Below are 25,564 nucleotides of genomic sequence, written 5' to 3'. Positions count from 1 at the left end.
AACGTGGCGGCGGCCCGCGCGGCCACCCTGTACCGCGCCTCGATCACCGTCCACGACGCGGCCCCCGGCACCCGCGAGGCGCTCCGCGCCCGCCTGGCCGCGATGCACCGCGAACGGACCGCCGCCGCCGACCGCGAACGCGAGCTGCAGGCGGCCCAGCGCGCCGGTGCCGACGCCACGACGGACGGCGAGCCCCTGGACGCGGCCCTGGCCTGGGCCCAAGACGACCACCACCGCGCCACGGCCCGCTGCGAAGAACTAACCGCCCGCCTGGAAGCCCTCCCCGGGGCCGCAACCACGACGCCCCCGGGCACGCCACCAGGCCCCGGTCCGGGGCGCCCGGCGGCGGACGCTGCCCCTGCCAGGGAGCCCGCCGGTGCTCCGCCCGGGCCCTGGCCCGGCCCGGAGCCGGGGCGACGGCCGATGGCAGGCACGGATCCCGCCGCACGACCTGCGGGCGCCGCGCCCGGCGAGGCGTCCGGGTCGGGGCGGCGCCCGGCGGGGGGTACAGATTCCGCCGCAAGGCCCGCTGGCACCCGGCCCGGACCGGAGTCGGGACCGGCGCCTGGCCCGGCACCGTGGCCGGTAGCGGGTGCAGAACCCGCCACAGGGTCTACGGGCGCCGCATCTGGAGCGTGGCCCGGAGCGGCAACCCGGCCCGGGCGTCCGGTGGCGGATGGGGATCCCGCCGGAGGGCCCGCAGGTGCCCCGTCCGGGCCGTGGTCCGGGTCGGAGCCCGGAGCGGCGCGTGGCCAGGATCGGTGGCCGGGGGACGGTGCGGATCCCGCCGTGGGGCCTGCGGGCGCCTCGTCTGGAGCGTGGTCCGGAGCGGCAACCGGGCCGGGGCGTCCGGTGGCGGATGGGGATCCCGCCGGAGGGCCCGCTGGTGCCCCGTCCGGGGCGTGGTCCGGTTCGGAGCCGGGACCGGCATCCGGTCCGGGGCCCGGGTCGGCGCCTGGCCCGGATCAGTGGTCGGGGGCGGGCGCCGCCCCTGCCGGAGGGTCCGGGGACGCCTCGCCCGGATCGCGGCCCGGCTCGGGGCCCGGCCCGGCACCGTGGCCGGTGGTGGGCCAGGACCCCGCCGCGCGGTCTGCGACCACCCCGTCTGCATCGGGGCCCGGTCCGGCACGGGGACCCGTGGCGGGGACAGGCCCCGCTGGCCCGGCGTCCGGATCGGCGTCTGGCCAAGATCGGTGGCCGGGGGCGGATGCGGACTCCGCCACAGGGCCCGCGGGTGGCGCGCCCCGGGCGGCATCCGGGCCGGGGCTGGCGGGTGCTGATCCTGGCGATGGGCCCGCAGGCGCGCCATCCAGACCGGCGCCCGGGCCCGCGTCCGGAGCCGGGCGGGCGTCCTGGATGGCGGGTGGGTTGCAGGATCCCTCGATCGCGGGGCTTGCTGGGCGGTCCCAGACGGATGGGTCGCCGTCGCAGGCGGATGGGGCGCCGCCCCCTCGGCCTCGGGGGGCTCGGTTCGCCGCGGCGTACGACGACGCCCCGGGCCCGGCCGCCGAGGCGGCGCCACCCTCGCGGCCGCGCGGGGCGCGGTTCGCGGGGGCTGAGGCCGCGCCCGCGAAGAGTCGGTGGGGCGGGGGGCGGAAGCGGGGGCGGGAGGCGGAGCTGCGGGCTCGGGCCAGTGAGCAGCAGGAGCTGGCCGAGGCCCGGCGGGCGGCCGCCGGGGCCGTGACGCGGCTGGGGCGGCTGCGGGCGGAGGGCCGCAGCGGGGAGGCGCACGCCGTGCTGTGCGAGACGGCCGTCTGGCCCGCCGGGCGGCTGCCGGTGCTGGCGGGGGAGCTGGAGCGGGCGGGGCTCGGGGCCGACGTGGCCACGCTGCTGTGGGAGATGGCCTGCCTGCCGCCCGAGCCGCTCGCCGCCGCCGCGCAGGCACTGATCGCGGCGGGCCGGGAGCCCGACGGGGAGCGGCTGCTGCGGCAGAGCGTCGCCCGGCCCCTGCCCGAGGTGGCGCAGACGGCGCTCGCCCTGCTGGGGAGCGCGGCGCACAGCGAGGTGGCGTTGCTGCTGACGGCGCTCATACGGGCCCGTACGCCCGCCGAGGTGGCCGAGGCGGCGGCCGAGGACCCGGGGGCGCTGGTGCCCCTGCTCCTGGACGCGGCGGGCTCGGTGTCCGCGGGCAGTCAGCACGATCTCGCCCATGCCTTCCGCGTGGCGGGTATCCAGCACACCAGCTGAAGGCCCACCGGCCGACGGTCCCGATTAAGCGCGACATCACACGAAATGTGATCGTCTTCGTTGAGTAACGGCGGCGGTATTGCCAGAGTGGTGAGTGCGCTTCTACGTTCTTCACCACAGCGAGACTCTACGTGCGTAGACACAGGCTGACGACGGGGGCATGCCCCCGGAGCACTGCTGTGAAGGAGCTGATCATGGCCAATCTCGTCCGTGCCGCGCTCGTCCAGTGCACCTGGACCGGCGACACCGAATCGATGATCGCGAAGCATGAGGAGTACGCCCGTCAGGCGGCCGCCCAGGGCGCCAAGGTGATCGGCTTCCAGGAGGTGTTCAACGCCCCGTACTTCTGCCAGGTGCAAGAGCCGGAGCACTACCGGTGGGCGGAGCCGGTCCCGGACGGGCCCACGGTGCGGCGGATGCGGGAGCTGGCCCGGGAGACCGGGATGGTCATCGTGGTCCCGGTGTACGAGGTCGAGGGGTCCGGCTTCTACTACAACACCGCCGCCGTGATCGACGCCGACGGCAGCTACCTCGGCAAGTACCGCAAGCACCACATCCCCCAGCTCAAGGGGTTCTGGGAGAAGTACTACTTCAAGCCGGGCAACCTCGGCTGGCCGGTGTTCGACACCGCAGTCGGCAAGGTCGGCGTCTACATCTGCTACGACCGCCACTTCCCGGAGGGCTGGCGCGCCCTGGGGCTGGCCGGTGCGCAGCTCGTCTACAACCCGTCCGCCACCTCCCGAGGACTCTCCTCGCACCTGTGGCAGCTGGAGCAGCCCGCCTCGGCGGTGGCGAACGCGTACTACATCGCGGCGATCAACCGCGTCGGCACCGAGGAGTACGGCGACAACGACTTCTACGGCACCAGCTACTTCGTCGATCCGCGCGGCCAGTTCGTCGGGGACGTGGCCAGCGACAAGGCGGAGGAGCTGATCGTCCGCGACCTCGACTTCGACGTCATCGACGAGGTGCGGCGGCAGTGGGCCTTCTACCGGGACCGCCGCCCCGACGCGTACGACGAACTGGTCAAGCCATGACCACCGGCGGTGAAGCCATGACCACCGGCGACCAGCTGTACGCACGCCACCGGGCCGTCCTCCCGGACTGGCTGGCGCTCTACTACCGGCGCCCCATCGAGATCACCCACGGCGAGGGACGCCACGTCTGGGACGCGGACGGCAACCGCTACCTCGACTTCTTCGGCGGCATCCTCACCACCATGACCGCCCACGCGCTGCCCGAGGTCACCAAGGCGATCGCCGAGCAGGCGGGCCGCATCCTGCACAGCTCCACGCTCTACCTCGACCGCCCGATGGTCGACCTCGCCGAGCGCGTCGCCCGGCTGTCCGGCATCCCCGACGCGCGGGTCTTCTTCACCACCTCCGGCACCGAGGCCAACGACACAGCGCTGCTGCTCGCCACCACGTACCGCCGCTCCAACCAGATCCTGGCGATGCGCAACAGCTACCACGGCCGGTCGTTCTCGGCGGTCGGCATCACCGGCAACCGCGCCTGGTCGCCGACCAGCATCTCCCCGCTGCAGACGCTGTACGTGCACGGCGGGGTCCGGACCCGGGGGCCGTTCGCTGAGCTGTCGGACGGCGCGTACATCGACGCCTGCGTGGCCGACCTCGAAGACCTCCTCGGCCAGGCACACGGCAACGTGGCCGCGCTGATCGCCGAACCGATCCAGGGCGTGGGCGGCTTCACCTCCCCGCCGGACGGGCTGTTCGCCGCCTTCCGCGAGGTGCTGGACCGGCACGGCATCCTGTGGATCACCGACGAGGTGCAGACCGGCTGGGGCCGCACCGGCGACCACTTCTGGGGCTGGCAGGCCCACGACGCCGCCGGTCCGCCGGACCTCCTCACCTTCGCCAAGGGCATCGGCAACGGCATGTCGATCGGCGGCGTCGTGGCCCGCGCGGAGGTCATGAACTGCCTCGGCGCCAACTCCATCTCCACCTTCGGCGGCAGCCCGGTCACGATGGCCGCCGGTCTCGCCAACCTCAACCACCTCGTCGAGCACGACCTCCAGGGCAACGCCCGCCGCGTCGGCGGACTGCTCATCGAGCGGCTGCGCGCGGCCTGCGCCGGGCTCGACGGCGTACGCGAAGTACGCGGCCGGGGGCTGATGATCGGCGTCGAACTGGTCGAGCCGGGCACCGGCGAGCCGTCCCCCGAGGCCGCCTCGGCCGTCCTGGAGGCCGCCCGCGAGCGCGGGCTGCTCCTCGGCAAGGGCGGCGCCCACAACAGCAGCGTCCTGCGCATCGCCCCGCCGCTCAGCCTCACCGTGGCGGAGGCGGAGGAGGGCGCGGACATCCTCGAAGCAGCTCTCAACACCACCCTGTAGGGAAGGAGTGCGGGCTGATGCCTCGTACCGTGATCCGCGGCGGGCTCGTCATCACCGCCGCCGATGAGACCCACGCCGACGTCCTGATCGAGGACGAGCGGGTGGTGGCGCTGGCCGCGTCCGACAGTGACATCGCGCGCGGCTGGACCGCCGACCGTACGATCGACGCGACCGGCAAGTACGTCATCCCGGGCGGTGTCGATCCGCACACCCACATGGAGATGCCGTTCGGCGGCACCTTCGCCGCCGACACCTTCGAGACCGGTACCCGGGCCGCGGCCTGGGGCGGCACCACCACCATCGTGGACTTCGCCATCCAGACCAAGGGGCACGCCCTGCGGGAAGGGCTGGACGCCTGGCATCTGAAGGCGGGCGGCAACTGCGCCATCGACTACGGCTTCCACATGATCCTCTCCGACGTGGACGAGGGCTCCCTGAAGGAGATGGACCTCCTCGTGGACGAGGGGGTGAGTTCGTTCAAGCTTTTTATGGCCTATCCCGGGGTCTTCTACAGCGACGACGGGCAGATCCTGCGCGCCATGCAGCGCGGCGCCGCCAACGGCGGGCTCATCATGATGCACGCCGAGAACGGCATCGCCATCGACGTCCTGGTCGAACAGGCCCTCGCCGAGGGCAAGACCGACCCCCGCTACCACGGCGAGGTCCGCAAGGCGCTGCTGGAGTCCGAGGCCACCCACCGCGCCATCCAGCTGGCGCGGGTGGCCGGGGCGCCGCTGTACGTCGTCCATGTGTCGGCCGAGGAGGCCGTCGCGGAGCTGACGCAGGCGCGCGACAAGGGGCTGCCGGTCTTCGGCGAGACCTGCCCGCAGTATCTGTTCCTGTCCACCGACAACCTCGCCGAGCCGGACTTCGAGGGCGCCAAGTACGTCTGCTCCACACCGCTGCGGCCCCGCGAGCACCAGGCCGCGCTGTGGCGGGGGCTGCGCACCAACGACCTCCAGGTCGTCTCCACCGACCACTGCCCGTTCTGCTTCACCGGGCAGAAGGAGATGGGCCGCGGCGACTTCTCCAAGATCCCCAACGGGATGCCGGGCGTCGAGAACCGCATGGACCTGCTCCACCAGGCCGTCGTGGACGGCCATCTCACCCGCCGCCGCTGGATCGAGATCGCCTGCGCCACCCCGGCCCGGATGTTCGGCCTCTACCCCAAGAAGGGCACCATCGCGCCCGGTTCGGACGCCGACATCGTCATCTACGACCCGGCCGCCGAACAGACCATCTCCGCCGAGACCCACCACATGAACGTCGACTACTCGGCCTACGAGGGCAAGCAGATCACCGGGCAGGTCGAGACCGTGCTCTCGCGCGGCCTCCCGGTCATTGACGGCCGCGCCTACGCCGGGCGCGCCGGGCACGGCCAGTTCGTCCGCCGCTCCACCTGTCAGTACCTCTAGGGGGCTCGTCCATGGACTTCGGACTCGTACTGCAGACCGATCCGCCCGCGTCGGACGTCGTCGACCTGATGCGCCGCGCCGAGCGCAGCGGCTTCGGCTACGGCTGGACGTTCGACTCCGCCGTGCTCTGGCAGGAGCCGTTCGTCATCTACAGCCGCATCCTGGAACACACCGAGCGGATGACCGTCGGCCCCATGGTCACCAACCCCGGCACCCGCACCTGGGAGGTGACCGCCTCCACGTTCGCCACCCTCAACGACATGTACGGCAACCGCACCGTGTGCGGCATCGGCCGCGGCGACTCCGCGCTGCGGGTCGCGGGCCGCCGACCGAACACCCTGGCCCGGGTCGGCCAGGCCATCGACGCCATCCGCGACCTGGCGGAGGGCCGGGAGGCCGAGGTGGACGGCACCCGGATGCGCATCCCCTGGATCAAGGACGGCCGGTTGCCGGTGTGGATGGCCGCGTACGGGCCCAAGGCCCTCGCCCTCGCCGGGGAGAAGGCCGACGGCTTCATCCTCCAGCTCGCCGACCCTTATCTGACGGAGTGGATGGTCCACGCGGTCCGCACCGCCGCGTCCGACGCGGGCCGCGACCCAGACGCGATCACCATCTGCGTCGCCGCGCCCGCGTACGTCGGGGACGACCTGGCCCACGCCCGGGAGCAGTGCCGCTGGTTCGGCGGCATGGTCGGCAACCACGTCGCCGACCTGGTCTCCCGCTACGGCGACCACTCCGGCGCCATCCCCGAGTCCCTGACCGCGTACATCGCCCAGCGCCAGGGCTACGACTACAGCCACCACGGCCGCGCCGGAAACCCGGACACGGCCTTCGTCCCGGACGACATCGTGGACCGCTTCTGCCTGCTGGGCCCGGCGGAGGCCCATGTGGAGAAGCTGCGCACGCTGCGGGGGCTCGGCGTGGACCAGTTCGCGGTGTACGCGATGCACGACGCGAAGGAGGCGACGATCGACGCGTACGGGAGGGACGTCATTCCCGCGCTGAACGGGTGACCGAGCGGGTGACCGGCCGGGGATAGGCTTGATCCATGCTGAACAGGGTCGTGCGCGCACTCGCCTGCCCCCACTGCGGTGCCGCGCTCACCCAGCGGGAACGGGCCCTCCTCTGCTCCGCCGGTCACACCTTCGACCTCGCGAAGCAGGGCTATGTGAACCTGCTGTCGGGCGCGACGAAGCACAGCGCGGACACCCGGGACATGGTCGACGCGCGCGCCGATTTCCTGGCGGCCGGGCACTACGCGCCCATCGCCGACGCGCTGGTCGCGCTGGCGCGCCGTACGGCCGGTCCCGAGGTGTCCGGCTGCGTCGTCGACATCGGCGGTGGCACCGGCTACTACCACTCCCAGGTCATGGACGCGTTTCCGGACGCCGGGGGAGTGCTGCTCGACATCTCGAAGTTCGCCGCCCGGCGTGCGGCCAAGGCGCATCCGAGGATCGGCGCGGCGGTGGCCGACGCCTGGCAGGAGCTGCCCCTCCAGGACGGCGCCGCCTCGCTGGTGCTGAACACGTTCGCCCCGCGCAACGGCCCGGAGCTGCGGCGGATTCTGGCGCCGGGCGGCGCCCTGCTGGTCGTCACCGCCCGCCCGGGCCACCTCCAGGAGCTGATCGACGCGCTCGGCCTGCTGAGCGTGGACGACCGCAAGGAGTCGCGGCTGACCGACCAGCTCGCCCCGTACTTCACGCTCGCCCGGACCGAGCGGCTGACCCGCACGATGACCCTCGACCACCAGGCGCTGGCCCAACTGGTCGCCATGGGCCCCAACGCCTGGCACCACGACCCCGAGGACGTCCGGGCCTGGGTCCGCAAGCTCCCGGACCCGTGCCCCGTCACCCTGTCGGTCACCCTGACCGCGTACCGCCCGCTGGCTTCCGCCAGATGACGCTGTAACGGAACAGCGCGTGGCGGCGGTACCGGGCGCCGGGCAGCGTCCCGGCGACCAGCGCCCGCATCCGCGGATACGTCACCGGCGGCGGCCACACCGTGGGGGAGGGGTGCTCCCAGTAGCCCTTCACGGCGCGGAGGGCGGTGCCGACGACGACCCCGGCGAGCACATGCGGCAGATCGCGCGGGGTGTCGCGGGCGAGGCCGACGACGGCGAGAACACCGCCCGGGCGCAGCAGGTCGCGCATGCGGGCCAGCCCGGCGGCGGCGTCCATGTGGTGCAGGGTGGCCACGGACGCGATGACGTCGAACGAGGCCGGTTCGAAGGGGTGGGTGAGGAAGTCCCCGAGGACGTAGTCGATGCCGTCGCCCGGGTGCGCGCGGGCCTGGTCGAGGCTGGGGGCGTCGAGGTCGATGCCGGTGACCTGCGGTACGGACCGCCGGAGTTCACGGGCGAGCATGCCCTCGCCGCAGCCGACGTCGAGGGCTTGCCGGGCGCCCTCGGGGACCGCGCGGAGGATGCGGGGGTGGTAATGGATGTTGTGGTTCCATCGCCTGCCGTTCTTCGCCGTCATACGGCCATTCTGCTGGCACCTCGCCGGTGGCCGGTCAGGTTGAGCGCGCGGCGGAACGGGCCAGCACGTCGCCGATCCCCTCGGGGGAGAGCACGTGTTCCACGCCGACCACCGTTCCGCCGACGACACCGGCGGACATCCCCAGCACGCTCTGGGTCAGCGACAGTTGACGGGTGGCCAGGGGCAGGGCCCGCCGGTAGACGACGCCGCGGATCCTGGCCAGCAGGTCGTCGCTGGCGGCGGCGATGGCGCCGCCGATGACGATCCGCGCCGGGTTGTAGACGTGCACGAGCAGCGCCACCACCTCGCCGATCGTCACCGCGGCCTCGCGGACGACCCGTACGGCCCCGGGGTGGCCGTCGCGGACGAGCCGTGCCAGGTCGGCGGCGCCGCGCGGCCGGTCCTGCTCGGCGAGGCCCGAGTCCTCCCGGCGGAGCCGGGCCGCCATCGCGGTGGCCGAGGCCACGGCCTCGACGCAGCCGATGTTCCCGCAGCTGCACACGGTGTCGTCGGCGCCCGGCACCCGTACATGCCCGATGTCGCCCGCCGCTCCCTCCGCGCCGCGGTGCAGTTCGCCGGAGGCCGAGACGAGGCCGCCGCCGATACCGGTGCCGATCTTGATGAAGAGCAGCGGCGCCTCGCTCTCCGGCAGGGCGCGGGCCTCGCCGAGGGCCATGAGGTTCACATCGTTGTCGACGAACGTCCGGCAGCCGAGCCGCTCGGTCAGGGTCCGGCCGACCGGGTAGCCGTCCCAGCCGGGCATGATGGGCGGCCGTACGGGCGTACCGGCGCGCGCGTCGACGGGCCCGGGGAGGCCGACGACGAGGGCGGAGGGCCCATCGCCCGCCGCCGATTCGGCCAGCATGCCGCGAAGCCGTTCGGTCAGCAGGTCGAGCGTCGCCTCGGGGCCCCGCGCCACGTCCAGCGCGATCTCCTCCTGCGCGACGGGGTTCTGCGCCAGGTCGGCGAGGGCCAGCCGGGCGCTGTGGGCGCCGACGTCGGCCACCGCGACCACCCCGGCGCGGGGGTTGAGCGCCAGCCGGAGCGGCGGGCGGCCACGCCCTGGCCGGGTGACGGTTCCGCTCTCGGTGACGACCCCGGCGTCGATCATCGTGTCCAGGTGCCGGGTCACCGTGGAGCGGGCCAGACCGGTCGCCTTGACCAGGTCGGCACGGCTGTCGGCGAGGCCCGACGCGATGAGCCGGGCCAGCGAGCTGTGGACGGGGCCGCCGGTGTTCTGCGCCCGCAGCCCGGCGACCGACAGCCGGGGTATCGGGCGGGGGTCCGACGTCTGCGCTCCCATGACCGTTCCCATGGCCGGTCACCGTACAGCAATTACGGCCGCTTTTATGACTCACAAGACGCATAATTCCATGCCTTGTGAGGCGCTAATCGCCGTCTTAGGCTCACCGCCGTACGACGTCACGGGAGGCTGTCATCACATCTCCACCGCACGGCACAGCAATCGGCACCGCCATCGTCGGCGCCGGGATGATCGGCGCGATCCACCGCAGGGCCGCGGCGCTCGCCGGTGCCCGGATCACCGGCGTCCTGGCCTCCACGCCCCCACGGTCCGAGCAGGTGGCCGCGGAGTGGCAGGTCCCCGCCTACCCGTCCCTGGACGCGCTCCTCGAAGATGACTCCGTGGACGTGGTCCACATCTGCTCGCCCAACGCCACCCACGCGCCCTACGCGCTGCGCGCGCTCGCCGCCGGAAAGCATGTGGTGTGCGAGAAACCCCTCGCGGTCTCCGTCGCGGAGGCGGAGCGCATGGCGGAGACGGCCCGCAGCGGCGGGCTGGTGGCCGCCGTCCCGTTCGTCTACCGCTACCACCCCCTGGTCCGGGAGATCCGGGCGCGCCGGATCGACGGCGAGTTCGGCGGCTGGCATCTGATCCACGGCAGCTATCTGCAGGACTGGATGCTCTCGCCGCAGGCGTCCGGCTGGCGCGTGGACCCGGTGGCCGGAGGCCCGTCCCGCGCCTTCGCGGACATCGGCTCCCACTGGTGCGACCTGGTCGAGTGGGTGTCGGGCGAACGGTTCGCCGAGGTCGTCGCCTCGACGTCGATCGCCGTGGACAAGCGGCCCGCCGCCGGTGCGCGCACCTTCTCGGCCGACTCCCCGGACCCCTCGGCGGAGTACATGGACGTCCGTACCGAGGACTGCGCCGCGCTGCTGCTGCGCACCGCCTCCGGCGTCCTGGCGTCCACCACCGTCTCCCAGGTCTCCGCCGGGCGGAAGAACCGGCTGTGGTTCGAGCTGGACGGCGCGCGGGCCAGCGCGGTCTTCGACCAGGAGAACCCGGAGACCATCTGGCTGGGCGGCGAGGACGGCGCCCGGCTCATCAGCCGCGACCCCGGCCACGGCTCGGCCGAACAGCGGCGTCTGTCGGTGCTGCCGCCGGGCCACGCCCAGGGGTACGCGGAATGCTTCGCGGCGTTCGTCGCCGACACGTACGCCGCGATCGGCGGCGACCGGCCGGAGGGCCTGCCGACCTTCGACGACGGACTGCGCGCCGCCCGCATCACCGAGGCGGTTCTCCGATCCTCCCGTAACAGCTCGTGGACAGAGGTGTGAACGCATGAAACTCGGCTTCCTGACGGCCTGTCTCCCCGGCTGGTCCCTCCCGCGCATCGCGGAGTGGGCCAGCGGCAACGGCTACGAGGCGCTGGAGGTCGCCGTCTGGCCGGGGACCGGCGGCCGCGACTTCGAGGCGAGCCATCTGCCGGTCGCCGACTTCTCGGCGGAGCGCGCGGAGGAGACGCTCGCGCTGTTCGCCAAGCACGGTCTCGACCTGTCCGCGCTCGCCTACTACGAGAACCAGCTGCACCCCGACCCGGAGCGCCGGGCGGAGATCCGTACCCACTTCAAGCACGCGGTGGACGCGGCCTCGGCACTCGGCGTTCGTTACGTCGGCACGTTCATCGGCCGGGACTGGACCAGGCCCGTCGCGGACAACCTCAGGGAAGCCGAGCGGATCTTCCCCGAGCTGGTCGACTACGCGGGCGAGCGCGGTGTGAAGGTCATCATCGAGAACTGCGTCATGGAGGGCTGGCACCCCGACGGCTATCCGGGCAACCTGGCCTACTCCCCGGAGCTGTGGGAGTGGATGTTCTCCCTGGACCTCTACCTCAACTGGGACCCCTCGCACCTCACCTGGATCGGCATCGACCCGGTGAAGACGATCGCGCCCTACATCGACCGCATCGTGCACGCCCAGGCCAAGGACGTCGAGCTGGGCAGCGGCGACCTCGACCGGTACGGCTTCTTCGGCAAGGCCGTGGACCGCCCCGACCCCTGGGACAACGGCTGGTGGCGCTATCGGGTGCCGGGGCTCGGCCAGGTCGACTGGGCGCGCGTCGTGGACCGCCTCTACGAGCACGGCTTCACCGGGACGCTCTCCGTCGAGCACGAGGACCCGGTCTGGGGCGGCACCGACGAGAAGGTCGTCCAAGGGCTGCGCATTGCCCACCGCACCCTGCGCCCCCTGATCATCGACTGAGCCGAGCCCGCCGCCGAAGGCCTGTTCGCGCATTCGGAATGGGGATATCGAGTTCAGGAAGTGGTATCCCCTGGTTCGAAGGTCCCCGATTTCACCGCAGAGGTCGCGGCCTGGCGGCCGCGGCCTTTGGATTCAGCTCGCGCTCGGCGGCGTCTGGGCCGCCTTCTTCGCGGGTCGGCCGCGCTTCTTGGCGGTGGGCGCCTCCGCGGGCCTGGACACCGCCGCGAAGGGCTGAAGTGCCTCCTGGAGGGCCTTCAGGGAATCCGGCCCCAGGTCCACGACCCGGCGCTCCGCCGTCAGGGACGGCCGCACGCCGATGGTGTTGCTGCCGTCCTCGTTCTGCTCCCCGGTCTCGTACTCCTCGTCGACCCAGGTGGGAACCAGGATTTCCACCGAATGCACATCCGAGAGGACATCCGAGATGACATCAGGGTCGAGATCGCACTGAATAACCGTACGTCCGTAGATTCGTGTTTCCACCGTCTGTCCGTTGACGACGACCGACGTGACGGTTTCTTGAACGCCCTCCTCATTCTTCTCGGTTTCCGGGACCTGTACAAAGCGAACTGCCACTGCTTCCCCTTTTCCTGGAGTCGTCCAAATTCTAGCGGGGCAGCCGCTGTTGGCGCCAATCCGGAAATGCGGAAAGCCCCTTCCGGGTGGAGGGGTGCTATTTCGGCGCGCCCGGACGGAAATGCGTGCGTGCTACCAGCAGGTGACCCCGCCGTCCACCAGCAGGTCCGCACCGGTGACGAAGCTCGCCGCGTCACTCAGCAGGAACACGGTCGGGCCCACCATCTCGTCCACCGTCGCCATGCGGCCCAGCGGGGTGTCCGCCTCGAACTGGGCGACGCGTTCAGCCACTTCGGGGCGCAGGTTCATCGGCGTGGCCGTATAGCCGGGGCTCACGCTGTTGACCCGGACGCCGCGGGTGCACCACTCCGTGGCGAGACTCTTCGTCAGGTGCATCACGGCTGCCTTGGACGCGTTGTAGTGGGCCTGGGTCAGTCCCCGGTTGGCGATGGTGCCCGACATCGAGGCGATGTTCACGATGGCACCGCCACCGTTGCGCAGCAGTGCCCGGCCCTCGGCCTGGCAGGAGAGGAACACACCGGTGAGGTTCACGTCCACGACCCGGCTCCACTGCTCCAGCGGCATGTCCTCGGCCGGGGCGGCGTTGGCGATGCCCGCGGCGTTGACCGCGAGCCGGAGGGGGCCCAGGTCGCGTTCGGCCACGGCCACCGCTTCCGCCAGGTCCTCCGCCCGGGTCACATCGGCGGGGAGGGCGACCGCGCGCCGCCCCGCGGCCCCGATCGCCTCGACCGTACCGGCGAGATCGCTGCCCGGCAGGTCCAGGCATCCGACGTCGGCCCCCGTCTCGGCGAGCCCGATGGCGAGCCGCCGGCCGATTCCGCTGCCGGCTCCGGTCACCAGGGCCACGCTGTCGTCGAGGCGGAAGGAGGGGACGGGCATGAGGACTCCTTGAGTGATGCCGCCGCTACGGCGCTTGTCGTTCCGTTCGGTCGGGGCGGCCCGCCAGCCGGCGGGCCACGCCCAGGTCGGTGATCAGGACATCGACCCAGCCGCCCAGCACCGCGGCCCGTATCGCCGCGTACTTGCGGTCGCCGCCGGCCACCGCGACGCGGCGCGGCACGGCGCGGTAGACGTCGGGGGTGATGCCGATGACGCGGTCGTTCAGCTCGGTGTCGAGCAGGGTGCCGTCCTCGTCGAAGAAGTGCAGGCAGATGTCGCCCACCGCGCCGAGCCCGCGCAGCTGTTGCTGGTCGTCGTCGGAGAAGATGTTGCCGCTGCGGCGCAGCAGCGGTGAGGGGTCGAGGCTGCCGATGCCCACGATGGCGATGGTGAGGTTCTTCCACGCCGCGGCCACGCTGCTCACCTTCGGGTCGGCGAGTATGGCGTCCCGGACAGTGGCGTCGGCCACCAGTCCCGGGGCCGACATGAAGACCGGTTCCGCACCGGTCAGCTCGGCGAGCCGCCCCATCAGCCGGGTCGCCTGGACCTGGACTTGTGGATCGCCCACCCCGCCCATCAGCTGGACGACCTCCTCCAGGAATCGCCCGCCCGGCCGGGACCGCATGGCCTCGACCGCCGCGAGCAGGGTGGCGCTCCACGACGAGATGCCCAGCCGGTCGCCCTCCATGAGCGTGGTCTCCAGATAGACCGCGGTCGCCGCGCCGAGCGCCGGGATGACGGAGTCGGCCTCGCCCTCGACGTCGACGACCACCACGTCGCGCAGCCCGTACCGCGCCCCGATCTCCTCCTCCAGTTCGGCGAAGACCCCCTCGGGCGGCACCACGATGGTGCGCACGATCCCGAGTTTGGCGGCCTGGGTGAGCAGCCTGGAGACACGCGCCTGGGAGATGTGCAGCTCCTCGGCGATGCGCGGCTGCCGCATCCCCTGCTCGTGGTAGAGCCGGGCGATCCGGGTCATCAGCCGCAACTGCTCGTCGCTGGTCGCCATGCGCGTGGTGCGGGTCATGGGGGTGCCGGTCCTGTCGCGGTGATTCATAACGGCATCATGCCGTGGCCAGGCGCATGACCGCGGCGTCGGTCGCCTCGGCCGCCGGAAGGACGCCCCGCTGCCGCCCCCGGCTGAGGACGAGCACCCGGTGGGACAGGCCCAGGACCTCGTCGAGGTCGGAGCTGACCACCACGACGGCCATGCCGGACCGGGCCAGGTCCGCGATCACCTCGTAGATCGCGGCGCGCGCACCGACGTCGATGCCGCGGGTCGGCTCGTCCAGGATGACCACCTTGGGCTTGCGCTCCAGCCACTTGGCGATGACGACCTTCTGCTGGTTGCCGCCGGAGAGCGTCCGCACCGGCTGCCCGGCCCGCCCCTTGACGGTCATCAGGCTGATCGCCTCACCGGCGACCGCCGCCACCCGGCGCGGGCTCAGCCAGCCCCGGCGGGAGATGCGGTCGAGGTTGGGCAGGGCCACGTTGTCGCCGATCGACAGGTCCAGGACGGCGCCCTGGCCCTTGCGGTCCTCGGGCACCAGCACCACACCCGCCTCGATGGCGTCTTTGGGCCCGCGCAGCCGCAGGGCCCGGCCGTCGACGGCCACCGTGCCCCCGGTCACCGGATCGACGCCCGCGACGGCCCGCACCAGTTCGGTACGGCCCGCCCCCACGATGCCCGCGATGCCCAGCACCTCGCCTTCGTGGACGCTGAACGACACGTCCTGGAACGAGGGGCCGGTCAGGTTCCGCACCTGGAGCACTTCCCGGGGACGGGCGGTTCCGGTGTCGGGGAAGATGCGTTCGATGCTGCGCCCGACCATCTCCTCCACCAGCCGCACCACCGGCACCTGCGCGGTGTCGTGGGCGGTGACGAGCTGTCCGTCGCGCATCACCACGACGCGGTCGCAGATCCGGGCGATCTCCTCCAGCCGGTGGCTCACATAGACGAAGGACATGCCCTCGCCGCGGAGGGCGTCGATCCGCTCGAAGAGGTGATCGGTCTCCTCACCGCCGAGGGCGGCCGTCGGCTCGTCGAGGATCAGCAGGCGCGCGTTCAGGGTCAGCGCCTTGGCGATCTCAACCTGCTGCTGCTCGGCCACGCGCAGGGTGCGCACCAGACGGGTCGGGGAGATGTCGAGGCCCAGCCGCCGCAGCTGTTCCCGGGCCCGCCGGTTCATCTCGCCGCGGTCGATCCGCCCGCCCCGGCGCAACAGCCGCCCCAGGAACACGTTCTCGGCCACGGACAGGTCCGGCAGCAGGCGCATCTCCTGGTGGATGAGGCCGATGCCGTGGTTGATGGCGTCCCTGGGGGACTTCGGCTCGTACGGCCGTCCCTGCCAGGTCATCTCGCCGGTGTCGGAGGGGAACGTGCCCGCGATGACGTTGGACACGGTGGACTTGCCCGCGCCGTTCTCGCCGAGCAGCGCCACCACTTCCCCTGGGCGTACCTCCAGGTCGAACCGGTCGAGAGCCTGGGTGACCCCGAACCGCTTGGATATCCCCCGTACGACCAGGCCCGGGGAGGGCTCCGCCGCCGGGTGCTGACTGACGTCTCTCATCGTCGCGTCTCCGCCCTGCCGTCCATGCCGCCGTCTGCCGCCGCTGCAGCCGATTACGGGTGGGTGTTGATGAACTGGGTGGCCTTCTTCTTGTCCTTGCTGGTCAGGAGGAAAGCGGGCTGAAGCTGCTCGGCCGGGACCTTCTTGCCCTTGATGATGTCCACGGCGGTGTTCACCGACATCCGGCCCATCTTGCGCGTCTGCTGCACCATGGTGGCGTCGATGGTGCCCTGGCGGACCGCCTTGAGTCCGGCGACGTCCCCGTCGAAGCCGACGATCAGGTGCTTCTTGTGCGAGCCGGACGCCTTGACGGCCTGGGCGGCGCCGAGCGCCATCGCGTCGGCCTGGCCCCACAGGATGTCGATGCCGGGGTGGGCCTGCAGCATGTCCTGGGCGACGGAGTATGCCTTGTCCTGTGCCCAGTCGGCGGGCTGCTGGGACACCACCTTGATGCCGGGCGCCTTCTTGAGCGCCTGGCCGAACCCCTTCTGCCGGTCCACCTGTGGGGTGGTGCCGATCTGGCCCTGGAGGATGGCGAGCTGTCCCTTGCCGCCGGACTCCTTGGCCACGTAGTCGCCCAGCGTCCGTGCGGCCGCGACGCTGTCGCTGGCGATGAACGACTTCCCGGGCTCGCCGGGTGGGTTGCGGTCCACCGTGACCACCGGGATCTTGGCTCGGTTGGCCGCCTTCACGGGGACACCGGCCGCCGTCGCGCCCGCCGGGATGTAGACGATGGCGCTCACCTGACGGCTGATGAAGTCCTGGATCTGGTTGACCTGGGTGGCCGCGTCGCCGCGCGCGTCGGAGACGATGACCTTGATGCCCTTCTTCTTCGCCTCGGCGGTCACGGACTGCTTGATCTGGTTGAAGAAGTCGGCTTGGAGGTTGGCCACGGCCAGCCCGATGGTGATCTGCTTGCCATCGGCGGTCTTCGCACCGTCGCCACCGCGTCCGCAGGCGGTGACGCCGACCACCATGGTGACCGCGATCCCGGTGGCTATCACGACGCGTGTCGTCACTCGTGTCTTCATGGGAACCAACTCCTTGGCTTGTGCCCGAGGGGAAGAGAGGAGAAGAGGGGAGGAGGGGGAGAGAGACGGCGGGGTGCGGTCAGCGCGTCTCGCGGCGGCGGAGCACGTCGAGCATGACGGCCAGCGCGATCACCAGTCCGATGACGATCTGCTGGATGAACGGTGAGACCCCCAGCAGATTGAGGCCGTTGCGCAGGACCCCGATGATCAGAACGCCGAACAGGGTCCCGGTGACCGAGCCGACACCGCCGCTGAGGCTGGCCCCGCCGATCACCACGGCGGCGATGGTGTCGAGTTCGTAGCCGGTGCCCGCGCTCGGCTGGGAGGAGTCCAGGCGCATCGTCAGGAAGATCCCGGCCACGCCCGCCAGCAGACCGGTCACGGTGTAGACCAGCACGGTCCGTTTCTTGACGTCGATCCCGGCGAGCCGGGCGACCTCGGCGCTGCCGCCGATCGCGTACAGGGCACGGCCCCCGCTCCGGTAGCGCATGTACGCCCACCCCGCCACGTACAGCGCGGCGAGCACGGCGGTGCACGCGGTGAAGATGCCGACGTACCGGGTGGTGGACAAGTTGTCGAACCAGTCGGGGAACCCGACGATCTGCTGACCGTCGGTGATGACGTTGGCCAGGCCGCGGGCGATCGACATCATGGCCAGCGTGGCGATGAACGGCGGCAGCTTGGTGTAGGTGATGCCCAGTCCGTTGGCGAGCCCGCACCCGCCCGCGACACCGACCGCGACCACCGCGCTCAGCCACAGCGGCCACCCCTGGTCGTGCGAAAGCCAGCCGACCACCATGGTCGAGAGGGCCAGCACGGCGCCGACGGAGAGGTCGATGCCGCCCATGACGATGACCGCGGTCATGCCCAGCGCGAGCAGACCGAGGACGGCGGTCTGGTCGACGATGTTGAGCAGATTGCTCTGGGTGAGGAAGTACGGCGTCGCGATGAAGAAGACGACGCACATGGCGAGCAGGCCGAGGGCGGGACCGCGCGATCCGGTGAGGACGCCCGTCACCCAGGACGGCAGCCGGTGGCGGTGGGCATCCGAGGGGGGTGGTGGTGCGTCAACGGCCGTTGCGGCGTTGCCGGTGGTGCTCATCGAAACCTCCGAGTGGTCTCCGACGTCGTCGGAGCTAGTTCATGAACATCCCGCCGTCGACGTTGATCGTCTGGCCGGTGATGTACTCCGCCTCCGGTGAGGCGAGGAAGAGCAGCAGGTTGGCGATGTCGTCAGGGGTTCCGGCGCGCCCGAGGGGGATTCCCGCGATCCACTCGGCCATCAGTTCCCCGGGCGCGTAGCCGCCGAGGAGCTGGCCCCACGCGCGGTCGTTGTAGTCCCACATGTCGCTGCCGACGATCCCGGGGGAGTAGGCGTTGACCGTGATCCGGTCCCCGGCCAGCTCCTTGGCCAGGGACTGGGTGAGGCCGACCACCCCGAACTTGCTGGCCGCGTAGTGCGGTGTGTAGACGAACCCCTGGCGTGCCTGTCCCGAGGCCGCGTTGAGGATGCGCCCGCCGCGTCCGTGCCGCCGCATGGCGGCCGCGGCGGCCTGGGCGCACAGGAAGGTTCCGGTGGTGTTGACGGCGAGGACCTTCTGCCAGTCGTCGTGGGACAGGTCCTCGAGCCTGCTGATGGTGATGACGCCCGCGTTGTTGACCAGGACGTCGAGCCGCCCCCAGGCGGACTCGGCGAGCGCGAAGGCACGGGCCACGTCCTCGGGGGAGGTGACGTCCGCCCGGACGCCGAGGGTATGGGTGCCGCTGTCGGCGGCCAGCTCCCGGGCCGTGTCCTCGACGGAGGCGGCCGCGTCCACCAGCAGGACATGGGCGCCCTCACCCGCGAACCGGGCGGCGATGCCCCTGCCGATGCCGCGCGCGGCCCCGGTGACCAGGACGCCCTGTCCCGCGTATCGCGCTGTCATGACGCTCCTTTGACGGCCGAGGGTTCGGGAGTGCGGTGCGGCGCGGCGGTGGCCCGCGGCGGTGGTGGTGGGGTGCGGCCGTCCTCGTCGGCGGCGGTCTTGTCGGCCGTGGCCCGGAGGCGGGCGCGCCGTACCGCCGTGTGCCAGTGCGCGACCCTCCGGGCCCGGGCCGCCTCGTCGCCGTGGGGCGGGTAGCTCTCCCGGGGGCGGTCCAGCCGTTCCAGGGAGGCCCGGTCCCATACCCCGCGGGTCAGCCCCGCGAGGTGGGCGGCGCCCAGCGCCGACAGGTCGCGGGCCAGGGCCCGTTCGACGACCCGCCCGCTGGTGTCGGCCTGGAGCCGCATCAGCACCGGGTTGCCGGTCGGCCCGCCGTCCGCGAGCAGCCGGGTGACGGGGCCGGTCTCCCGCTCGACCGCCGCCACCACGTCCTCGACCTGGAACGCGATCGACTCCAGCGCGGCCCGCGCGAGATGCCCGGCGTGGGTGCCCAGGGTGAGACCGCTGATCAGCCCCACCGCGTTCTCGTCCCACCAGGGGGCACCCAGCCCGCCGAAAGCGGGGACGACGACTACGCCCTCGCTGCTGTCGGCGGCCAGCTCCGCCAGTTCGGCGGGGCCGTGGCCGAGCACGCCTGCCAGCCAGTTCACCGTGGCGCCGGTGGAGCGGACGTTCCCCTCCACCGCCCAGGTCGGGTTGCCACCGGTCTGCCAGGCGACGGTCAGGCACAGCCCGGAGGAGACCCGGGCCGCTGAGGGGACCACGGCCATCACCGACGACCCGGTCCCGTACGTCGCCTTGACCGTCCCCGGCGCCCAGCCCGCGTGGGCGAACAGCGCCGCGTGGGAGTCACCGAGCACCGCGGTGACCGGCACCCCGTCGGCCAGCGGCGCCAGTCCGCGGGTGCTGGGGAACGGGCCCTGCGACGGGACGACCTCGGGCAGCACCTCCGGCGGTACGTCGAAGATCCGGGTCAGCCGCCGGTCCCAGGCGCATCGGCGCACATCGAGCAGCTGGGTGCGCGCCGCGTTGCCGACCTCGATGAGGTGAGCGCCACCGAGCTTGAACAACAGCCAGGAGTCGACCGTGCCCAGGCACAGTTCGCCCGCGCGGCTGCGGCGGCGGTCGGGGTCGTACCGGTCCAGCAGCCAGGCGGCCTTGGGGGCCGAGAACATCGGGTCCAGCGGCAGCCCGCTGACCTCGCGGACCAGCTCCGCGCTGGGCACGGCCCGCAGCAGTGCCGGATCGCCGGCGGTGCGCTTGTCCAGCCAGCTCACCAGCGGACTCAGCGGTTCCCCGGTCGCCCGGTCCCACAGCAGCAGCGATTCGCGCTGGGTGCTCAGGCCGATGGCGGCCACACGCGCGGCGTCCTGGCCGTCGAGGCAAGCGGCGACGGCGCGCCCGCAGCCCGCCCAGATCTCCTGCGCCGACTGTTCGACCCAGCCCGGGGCGGGGGTGGAGAGGTCCAGCGGGACGGAGCCGCGGGCGACGATGTCTCCGCGCCGGTCGACCAGGATCGCCTTGGTCGCGCTGGTGCCCTGGTCGATGGCGAGGACGAGCGGTTCAGCGGTGCTCATGGGACAGCAGCTCCCGGACGGCGACGGCGATGCCGTCGGCGGTCAGGCCGAAGTGTTCCAGCAGGAAGGAGGCGCTGCCGGTGGGAGCGAATCTCCGGGGCACCCCCAGGATCCGCATGGGCACCGGACGGTTCTGGGCGACGAGGCTGGCCACCGCCGCGCCGAGCCCGCCCGTGGTGGTCGCCTCCTCGGCGGTGACGATGCCGTGGGTCTCGCGGGCGGCGCGCAGCACCGCGTCGACGTCCATCGGCTCGACGAAGGTCATGTTCAGCACCCGGAGGCCGATGCCCTCGGTGCGCAGCGCCTCGGCGGCGGTGAGCGCCCGGGAGACCATCGTGCCGACGGCCATCACCGTGATGTCGTCCCCGTCGGTCAGCTGGAGCGAGCGCCCGGGGTGGAACGGCGCGTCCTCCGGGGTGACGGCGGGGATCTTGAACCGGGGGATGCGCAGATAGACCGGGCCGTCGTGGGCGGCCGCCCAGCGTACGGCGGCACGGGTCTGGGCCGGGTCGGCCGGGACCGCGACGGCGAGGTCCGCGATGGCCCGCATCCACGACAGGTCCTCGATCGAGTGGTGCGTCGGCCCCAGTTCCCCGTACGCCATGCCGGGGCTCTGGCCGCACAGGATGACGGGCAGCCCGTTGTAGGCGGCGTCGGTCTTGATCTGCTCGGTGGCCCGGCCGGTGAGGAACGGGCCGGCCGCGCTCACGAAGGGGATGAGCCCGCCGTTGGCCAGCCCGGCCCCGACACCGACGAGGTCCTGCTCGGCGATGCCGACGTTGATCAGGCGGTGGGGGTACAGCTCCCGGAAACGCACCAGGTTGCTCGATCCCACCGAGTCGTTGCAGACGGCGACGACGCGCGGGTCCTCGGCGGCTAGTGCGATCAGTTCCTCGGCGAAGGCCTGGCGGCAGTCGTAGGTCTGGGCGGCGTTCTCGGGTATGAGTCCGGCGGTCATCGGCTCAGCTCCTCCAGCGCGGTGCGCACCTGTACGGCGTCGGGCACCTTGTGGTGCCACTCGACGCGGTCCTCGATGAACGACACGCCCTTGCCCTTGACCGTGTTCGCGATGACCGCGACCGGTCTGCCGGTGGGGGAGGGGCGCAGCGCGGATAGCAGCTGCGCGTGGTCGTGCCCGTTCACTTCGCGCGTCTCCCAGCCGAAGCTGGTCCACTTCTCCGCCAGCGGTTCCAGGCGCTTGGTCTCCTCGGTGCGGGCGCCCTGCTGGAGGCGGTTGCGGTCGACGATCGCGGTGAGGGAGCCGAGGTCGTAGTGGGCGGCGGTCATGGCCGCCTCCCAGTTGCTGCCCTCCTGCAACTCGCCGTCGCCGAGGACGACGTACGTGCGGTACGAGCGGCCCGAGAGCCTGGCGGCCAGGGCGCAGCCGACCGCGACGGGGAAGCCGTGGCCCAGCGGTCCGGTGTTGGTCTCGACCCCCGGGACCTTGGTCCGGTTCGGATGGCCGTTGAGCGCGGAGAGCGGTGCCATGAAGGTGGACAGCTCGGATGTCGGGAAGTAGCCGCAGTGGGCGAGTGTGGCGTACAGGGAGGCCGCGCAGTGCCCCTTGCTGAGGATGAACCGGTCGCGGTCGGGTCCGTGGGGCCGAGCGGGGTCCACGTCGAGCACCCGCCCGAAGAGGGTGACGAGGATGTCGGTCACCGACAGGTCGCCGCCGATATGGCCGAGTTGCGCTTTATCGATCATGTGCACCACGGTCCGGCGCACTTCGGCGGCCAGCCGCTGGAGTTCTCGGACCTGTGCGTCCGGGGCTTCGGTGGCGATGCGGTGACGGCGCGCCCGGAACCGTTCTGCGCCGGCTGGGTCTGTGCTGAGCATCTGAACGTCCTTGCAGTGAATATCTATTCACTAGTGAATTGTGGTGCTGGAAAAGTAGGTCGCGTTTCAGCCATGTGTCAATGGGTTGCGCAGCGGCCGTAGGCGTTCACGCCGATGCCATCGTCCGGCCGCCGCCCGGTCACCGGTTGTCGGCGGCGCGTGATTCGATGACCACATGTTCGATGACTTTCTCGCCAGTGATCTCGCCGAGGTGGAGCAGGCGGTGCGCTCGGCGGCCGCCGTGGAGATCATGCCGCGCTACCGGCAGCTCGCCGCCCACGAGATCGTGGAGAAAAAGGGCCCGCACGACCTGGTGACCACCGCCGACCGGCAGGCCGAGGAGCACCTCACCGCCTCGCTCACGGCGCTGCTGCCCGGTTCGGTCGTGGTGGGGGAGGAGGGCGTGCACGCCGATCCCGGGATCCTCAAGCACCTCGGCGGCGACGCGCCCGTATGGATCGTCGACCCGGTGGACGGCACCCGGCAGTTCGTCCACGGCGAGCCGGGCTTCTCCACCCTCGTCGCCCTCGCCCACCACGGCGAACTCCTCGCCTCCTGGACTTACGCCCCCGCCCAGGACCTGATGGCCATCGCGCGCCGGGGCCGGGGCGCCGTGCTCAACGGCGAACCGCTCCGGGCCGGTGCCCCGGAGCCCGGCACTACGCTCGAAGTCGCCATATCCCACTACGACTTCACCACCGACGGCGAGAAGCGCGCCCTGTCCGGGCTGCGGACCGGTGGCGTGGAGACGCGCCCGTGCGGCTCGGCGGGCCTGGAGTATCTGAACATCGCCCGTGGCCGTCTCGACGCGATCGCCTTCACCTGGGAGAACGCCTGGGATCACGCCGCCGGGCTGCTGCTGGTCGCCGAGGCGGGCGGCGCGAGCGCGACGCTTGCGGACGAGCCGTTCCGTATCGCCGGAGGCAACGCGCTTCCCTTCACGGCGGCGCGGGACGAGGCGACCGTACGGCATATCCTGGGCCTGCTGGCCGCCGCTGGCTGACCGTTTTACGGATCTTCGAGGACGCTGTTCCTCAAGCTGTTCCTCAACGACGAGGAGGAGGCCGACGTGCCGTCGATGCTCGACGCGGTAGTGGTGGGTGCCGGGCCGAACGGGCTGACGGCCGCGGTCGAACTCGCCCGCCGCGGCTGCGCGGTGGAGATCTTCGAGGCCGCCGACGCGATCGGCGGCGGCTCCCGCACCGAAGAGCTGACCCTGCCCGGCTTCCGGCACGACCCCTGCTCCGCCGTGCATCCCCTGGCCATCGGCTCCCCGGCGTTCGACCGGATGCCGCTGGGGCGGCACGGACTGGAGTGGCTGCACCCCGAGCTGGCGCTCGCCCATCCCTTCCCGGACGGCAGCGCGGCCGTGCTGGCCCGCTCGGTCGGCGAGACCGCCCGGTCGCTGGGCCCGCGCGACGCGGGCGCGTACCGCAGGCTGGTCGCGCCCTACCTCGGCAAATGGTCCACCTTCGCCCCCGACGTACTGCGCGCCCAGTGGGACGGGGTGCCGCGCGACCCGCTGACCTGGGCCCGCTTCGGGCTGAACGCCGTTCAGCCGGTCTCGCTCCTCAGCCGCCGCTTCCGTGGCGAGAAGGCGCGGGCCATACTCGCCGGGCTCGCCGGGCACGCCATCGCGCCCACCAGCGCCCCTGCCACCGCCGGTCTGGCCCTCATCTTCGCGATCGCGGCCCATGAGGTCGGCTGGCCGATCCCGCGCGGCGGCTCGCAGTCGATCGCGGACGCGCTCGGCTCGTATCTGCGCGAAAACGGCGGCGTCATCCACACCGGAGCGCCGGTCAAGCGGCTCGACGAGCTGCCCCCGGCCCGCGCGTACATCTTCGACACCTCACCGCGCGCCCTGGCCCGGATCGCCGGGCTCGGCAACGCGTACCGGGGCTACCACTACGGGCCCGCCGCCTTCAAGATCGATTACGCGCTGGACGGGCCGATGCCCTGGACCTCGCCGGAGGCCCGCCGCGCCGGGACCGTCCACATCGGCCCGACGGCGCGCGAGATCGGCACCGCCCTGCGCTCCGCGTTCGACGGCCGCCCCCCGGCCGCCCCCTTCCTGATCTCCGCCCAGCCCAGCCTGCTCGACCCGACCCGCGCCCCCGAGGGCAAGCACACCTTCTGGGTCTACGGTCACGCCCCCAGCGGCTGGACGGGCGACCTCACCGACGCCATCGAGCGCCAGCTCGACCGCTTCGCCCCCGGCTTCCGCGATCTGGTGCTGGCCCGCGCGACGGCGGGTCCCCCCGAACTCGCCGCCCGCAACGCCAACTACATCGACGGCGACATCGCCTGCGGCGCCTTCGAGGGGCTGCAGGCCGTCATCCGCCCCCGGCTGGCCCGCGTCCCCTACGCGACGCCCCACCCCGCCGTCTTCCTCTGCTCCTCCGCCACCCCACCCGGCCCCGGCGTCCACGGTATGTCGGGCCACCACGCGGCGCGTGCGGTGTGGCGGAGGCTGCGGGGCCGTTGACCGCCGGACAGGGCCCAGGACCTAGTACCAGGCGGTCGAGGCCAGGGTCTGGTTGTTGCAGATGAGGACGGCCCGGCTCTGGCGGCCGTTGAGGTTATTGATGATCTTGGTGTAGGCGTAGTTGATGCCCGGGTCGACCGTCTCCAGCACCCACACGATCTGGCTGCCCTCCAGCCGGTTGCTGTGCGCCGCACAGCCCTGCGGGGCGTTCTCGATGCGGGCGAACGAGCCGCAGCCGGAGTTGTAGAAGTACTTGAGGGTGATGGTGCGCCCCTGGTAGACCGCCGTCTTCGTCGCCCCGCCGGGCACATTGGGCTGGGTGTAGCGGCCCGAGCACGAGGTCTGCTCGGGGTACAGGCCTTCGCCGGGCTGATTGCCGTAACTCACGCTCTGCCCGGGTGCGGCCTCGGCCGTCAGCGGGGTCAGGGCCGCCAGGCCGAACGCGAGGGCCGCGCCGAACAGAGTGCGCCGCAGGCCGCGTCGGCGGGGGCCCTTCTCGGTCCGGTTCGTCGTCGAGGTCATGTCCGTCTTCCTCCGGGAGGTCGAATGGAACGAGTGGGCTGAAGTGCCGTTAAGGCTGAAAGCGCCTCCAAGGCTGCCCAGTCACGACCCGGACTTCCATCACCTTCGGTGGGTGCCTAAATAAGCAGGCCAGATCGTAAAGTGAGGAAAATCGGTCGATCAGATGACCCTCCGGGTGTGTCGTGGCATGGCCACTTCACCCTGTGCCCCCCACTAT

The 25,564-nt window shown here is 72.0% G+C and carries 23 protein-coding genes; 10 read left to right on the top strand and 13 right to left on the bottom strand.

Translation table 11 applies throughout. The annotated features are described in order from the left end of the window. Positions 1-1,368: 1,368 nt before the first annotated feature. From ACWC5C_RS28810 to ACWC5C_RS28785, 6 genes are all read left to right on the top strand, one after another. Positions 1,369-2,187, top strand: coding sequence for a hypothetical protein (locus ACWC5C_RS28810; RefSeq protein WP_450879999.1), 819 nt, complete (start codon positions 1,369-1,371; stop codon positions 2,185-2,187). A 194-nt stretch (positions 2,188-2,381) separates the two neighbouring features. Continuing rightward, positions 2,382-3,224 carry a nitrilase-related carbon-nitrogen hydrolase gene (locus tag ACWC5C_RS28805; protein WP_450879997.1) on the top strand — a complete coding sequence of 281 codons (843 nt, stop codon included), beginning with the start codon at positions 2,382-2,384 and terminating at the stop codon, positions 3,222-3,224. Continuing rightward, positions 3,221-4,537 (top strand): aspartate aminotransferase family protein, encoded by a 1,317-nt coding sequence (locus tag ACWC5C_RS28800; RefSeq protein WP_450879995.1) that lies wholly within the window; start codon positions 3,221-3,223, stop codon positions 4,535-4,537. Before ACWC5C_RS28805 ends, ACWC5C_RS28800 begins: the two co-directional genes overlap by 4 nt. Positions 4,538-4,554: 17 nt before the next feature. Beyond that, positions 4,555-5,952 carry a dihydropyrimidinase gene (gene hydA / locus ACWC5C_RS28795; protein ID WP_450879993.1) on the top strand — a complete coding sequence of 466 codons (1,398 nt, stop codon included), beginning with the start codon at positions 4,555-4,557 and terminating at the stop codon, positions 5,950-5,952. 11 nt (positions 5,953-5,963) lie between these two features. Further along, entirely contained in the window at positions 5,964-6,965 is a 1,002-nt protein-coding gene (locus ACWC5C_RS28790; protein WP_450879991.1) for a TIGR03842 family LLM class F420-dependent oxidoreductase, read from the top strand. Positions 6,966-7,000: 35 nt separating this feature from the next. Then, entirely contained in the window at positions 7,001-7,852 is an 852-nt protein-coding gene (locus ACWC5C_RS28785; protein ID WP_450879989.1) for a putative RNA methyltransferase, read from the top strand. On the opposite strand, the gene ACWC5C_RS28780 is transcribed toward ACWC5C_RS28785, so the two are convergent. After that, on the bottom strand, positions 7,812-8,429 hold the full coding sequence (locus tag ACWC5C_RS28780) for a class I SAM-dependent methyltransferase (RefSeq protein WP_450879987.1): 618 nt from the start codon (positions 8,427-8,429) through the stop codon (positions 7,812-7,814). The genes ACWC5C_RS28785 and ACWC5C_RS28780 overlap by 41 nt on opposite strands. Before the next feature lie 34 nt (positions 8,430-8,463). Further along, positions 8,464-9,732: an ROK family protein gene (locus ACWC5C_RS28775; protein WP_450879985.1), complete on the bottom strand. Its 1,269-nt coding sequence runs from the start codon at positions 9,730-9,732 to the stop codon at positions 8,464-8,466. A gap of 134 nt (positions 9,733-9,866) precedes the next feature. Here ACWC5C_RS28775 and ACWC5C_RS28770 point away from each other — a divergent pair, with 134 nt between their 5' ends. Both ACWC5C_RS28770 and ACWC5C_RS28765 read left to right on the top strand, forming a co-directional pair. Next, complete coding sequence (locus ACWC5C_RS28770) at positions 9,867-11,006, top strand: Gfo/Idh/MocA family protein (RefSeq protein ID WP_450880055.1); 1,140 nt, start codon at positions 9,867-9,869, stop codon at positions 11,004-11,006. A gap of 4 nt (positions 11,007-11,010) precedes the next feature. Continuing rightward, the gene (locus tag ACWC5C_RS28765; protein ID WP_450879983.1) at positions 11,011-11,931 is read left to right on the top strand and encodes a sugar phosphate isomerase/epimerase family protein; all 921 of its coding nucleotides are present in this window, start codon (positions 11,011-11,013) and stop codon (positions 11,929-11,931) included. Between the two features lie 132 nt (positions 11,932-12,063). Here the strand turns inward: ACWC5C_RS28765 and ACWC5C_RS28760 are convergent, their stop codons facing one another. From ACWC5C_RS28760 to ACWC5C_RS28715, 10 genes are all read right to left on the bottom strand, one after another. Beyond that, complete coding sequence (locus tag ACWC5C_RS28760; protein WP_450879981.1) at positions 12,064-12,324, bottom strand: hypothetical protein; 261 nt, start codon at positions 12,322-12,324, stop codon at positions 12,064-12,066. A 312-nt stretch (positions 12,325-12,636) separates the two neighbouring features. After that, on the bottom strand, positions 12,637-13,404 hold the full coding sequence (locus tag ACWC5C_RS28755; RefSeq protein WP_450879979.1) for an SDR family oxidoreductase: 768 nt from the start codon (positions 13,402-13,404) through the stop codon (positions 12,637-12,639). 25 nt (positions 13,405-13,429) lie between these two features. Then, a complete protein-coding gene (locus ACWC5C_RS28750; protein WP_450879977.1) occupies positions 13,430-14,431 on the bottom strand; it encodes a sugar-binding transcriptional regulator in 1,002 nt (333 codons plus the stop codon). A 37-nt stretch (positions 14,432-14,468) separates the two neighbouring features. Beyond that, the gene (locus ACWC5C_RS28745) at positions 14,469-15,974 is read right to left on the bottom strand and encodes a sugar ABC transporter ATP-binding protein (protein ID WP_450879976.1); all 1,506 of its coding nucleotides are present in this window, start codon (positions 15,972-15,974) and stop codon (positions 14,469-14,471) included. A gap of 53 nt (positions 15,975-16,027) precedes the next feature. Beyond that, complete coding sequence (locus ACWC5C_RS28740; protein ID WP_450879974.1) at positions 16,028-17,005, bottom strand: substrate-binding domain-containing protein; 978 nt, start codon at positions 17,003-17,005, stop codon at positions 16,028-16,030. A gap of 79 nt (positions 17,006-17,084) precedes the next feature. Then, on the bottom strand, positions 17,085-18,107 hold the full coding sequence (locus ACWC5C_RS28735) for an ABC transporter permease (RefSeq protein ID WP_450879972.1): 1,023 nt from the start codon (positions 18,105-18,107) through the stop codon (positions 17,085-17,087). A 34-nt stretch (positions 18,108-18,141) separates the two neighbouring features. Next, positions 18,142-18,930, bottom strand: a complete 789-nt coding sequence (locus ACWC5C_RS28730) for an SDR family oxidoreductase (protein WP_450879971.1) — start codon at positions 18,928-18,930, stop codon at positions 18,142-18,144. Next, positions 18,927-20,504 (bottom strand): FGGY family carbohydrate kinase, encoded by a 1,578-nt coding sequence (locus ACWC5C_RS28725; protein ID WP_450879969.1) that lies wholly within the window; start codon positions 20,502-20,504, stop codon positions 18,927-18,929. Before ACWC5C_RS28725 ends, ACWC5C_RS28730 begins: the two co-directional genes overlap by 4 nt. Continuing rightward, positions 20,491-21,462, bottom strand: a complete 972-nt coding sequence (locus ACWC5C_RS28720; RefSeq protein WP_450879967.1) for a transketolase family protein — start codon at positions 21,460-21,462, stop codon at positions 20,491-20,493. Before ACWC5C_RS28720 ends, ACWC5C_RS28725 begins: the two co-directional genes overlap by 14 nt. Further along, on the bottom strand, positions 21,459-22,340 hold the full coding sequence (locus tag ACWC5C_RS28715) for a transketolase (protein ID WP_450879965.1): 882 nt from the start codon (positions 22,338-22,340) through the stop codon (positions 21,459-21,461). The genes ACWC5C_RS28720 and ACWC5C_RS28715 overlap by 4 nt, the downstream gene beginning before the upstream one ends. Positions 22,341-22,515: 175 nt before the next feature. Here ACWC5C_RS28715 and ACWC5C_RS28710 point away from each other — a divergent pair, with 175 nt between their 5' ends. Then, complete coding sequence (locus ACWC5C_RS28710) at positions 22,516-23,343, top strand: inositol monophosphatase family protein (protein ID WP_450879963.1); 828 nt, start codon at positions 22,516-22,518, stop codon at positions 23,341-23,343. A 75-nt stretch (positions 23,344-23,418) separates the two neighbouring features. After that, positions 23,419-24,825 (top strand): phytoene desaturase family protein, encoded by a 1,407-nt coding sequence (locus tag ACWC5C_RS28705; protein ID WP_450880053.1) that lies wholly within the window; start codon positions 23,419-23,421, stop codon positions 24,823-24,825. 21 nt (positions 24,826-24,846) lie between these two features. Here ACWC5C_RS28705 and ACWC5C_RS28700 read toward each other — a convergent pair whose 3' ends face one another. After that, positions 24,847-25,347: a hypothetical protein gene (locus tag ACWC5C_RS28700; RefSeq protein WP_450879961.1), complete on the bottom strand. Its 501-nt coding sequence runs from the start codon at positions 25,345-25,347 to the stop codon at positions 24,847-24,849. Between the last annotated feature and the right edge of the window lie 217 nt (positions 25,348-25,564).

This window comes from Streptomyces sp. NPDC001700 (assembly GCF_053596435.1).
The sequence above is the reverse complement of the archived record's forward strand: the minus strand, read 5'-3'. Positions and strand labels throughout refer to the sequence as shown.

Coding starts and splice junctions, on each gene's coding strand:
- ACWC5C_RS28805 (WP_450879997.1), top strand. CDS start 2,382: ATGGCCAATCTCGTCCGTGCCGCGCTCGTCCAGTGCACCTGGACCGGC.
- ACWC5C_RS28800 (WP_450879995.1), top strand. CDS start 3,221: ATGACCACCGGCGGTGAAGCCATGACCACCGGCGACCAGCTGTACGCA.
- hydA (WP_450879993.1), top strand. CDS start 4,555: ATGCCTCGTACCGTGATCCGCGGCGGGCTCGTCATCACCGCCGCCGAT.
- ACWC5C_RS28790 (WP_450879991.1), top strand. CDS start 5,964: ATGGACTTCGGACTCGTACTGCAGACCGATCCGCCCGCGTCGGACGTC.
- ACWC5C_RS28785 (WP_450879989.1), top strand. CDS start 7,001: ATGCTGAACAGGGTCGTGCGCGCACTCGCCTGCCCCCACTGCGGTGCC.
- ACWC5C_RS28780 (WP_450879987.1), bottom strand. CDS start 8,429: ATGACGGCGAAGAACGGCAGGCGATGGAACCACAACATCCATTACCAC.
- ACWC5C_RS28775 (WP_450879985.1), bottom strand. CDS start 9,732: ATGGGAGCGCAGACGTCGGACCCCCGCCCGATACCCCGGCTGTCGGTC.
- ACWC5C_RS28765 (WP_450879983.1), top strand. CDS start 11,011: ATGAAACTCGGCTTCCTGACGGCCTGTCTCCCCGGCTGGTCCCTCCCG.
- ACWC5C_RS28755 (WP_450879979.1), bottom strand. CDS start 13,404: ATGCCCGTCCCCTCCTTCCGCCTCGACGACAGCGTGGCCCTGGTGACC.
- ACWC5C_RS28750 (WP_450879977.1), bottom strand. CDS start 14,431: ATGACCCGCACCACGCGCATGGCGACCAGCGACGAGCAGTTGCGGCTG.
- ACWC5C_RS28745 (WP_450879976.1), bottom strand. CDS start 15,974: ATGAGAGACGTCAGTCAGCACCCGGCGGCGGAGCCCTCCCCGGGCCTG.
- ACWC5C_RS28740 (WP_450879974.1), bottom strand. CDS start 17,005: ATGAAGACACGAGTGACGACACGCGTCGTGATAGCCACCGGGATCGCG.
- ACWC5C_RS28735 (WP_450879972.1), bottom strand. CDS start 18,107: ATGAGCACCACCGGCAACGCCGCAACGGCCGTTGACGCACCACCACCC.
- ACWC5C_RS28730 (WP_450879971.1), bottom strand. CDS start 18,930: ATGACAGCGCGATACGCGGGACAGGGCGTCCTGGTCACCGGGGCCGCG.
- ACWC5C_RS28725 (WP_450879969.1), bottom strand. CDS start 20,504: ATGAGCACCGCTGAACCGCTCGTCCTCGCCATCGACCAGGGCACCAGC.
- ACWC5C_RS28720 (WP_450879967.1), bottom strand. CDS start 21,462: ATGACCGCCGGACTCATACCCGAGAACGCCGCCCAGACCTACGACTGC.
- ACWC5C_RS28715 (WP_450879965.1), bottom strand. CDS start 22,340: ATGCTCAGCACAGACCCAGCCGGCGCAGAACGGTTCCGGGCGCGCCGT.
- ACWC5C_RS28710 (WP_450879963.1), top strand. CDS start 22,516: ATGTTCGATGACTTTCTCGCCAGTGATCTCGCCGAGGTGGAGCAGGCG.
- ACWC5C_RS28705 (WP_450880053.1), top strand. CDS start 23,419: ATGCTCGACGCGGTAGTGGTGGGTGCCGGGCCGAACGGGCTGACGGCC.
- ACWC5C_RS28700 (WP_450879961.1), bottom strand. CDS start 25,347: ATGACCTCGACGACGAACCGGACCGAGAAGGGCCCCCGCCGACGCGGC.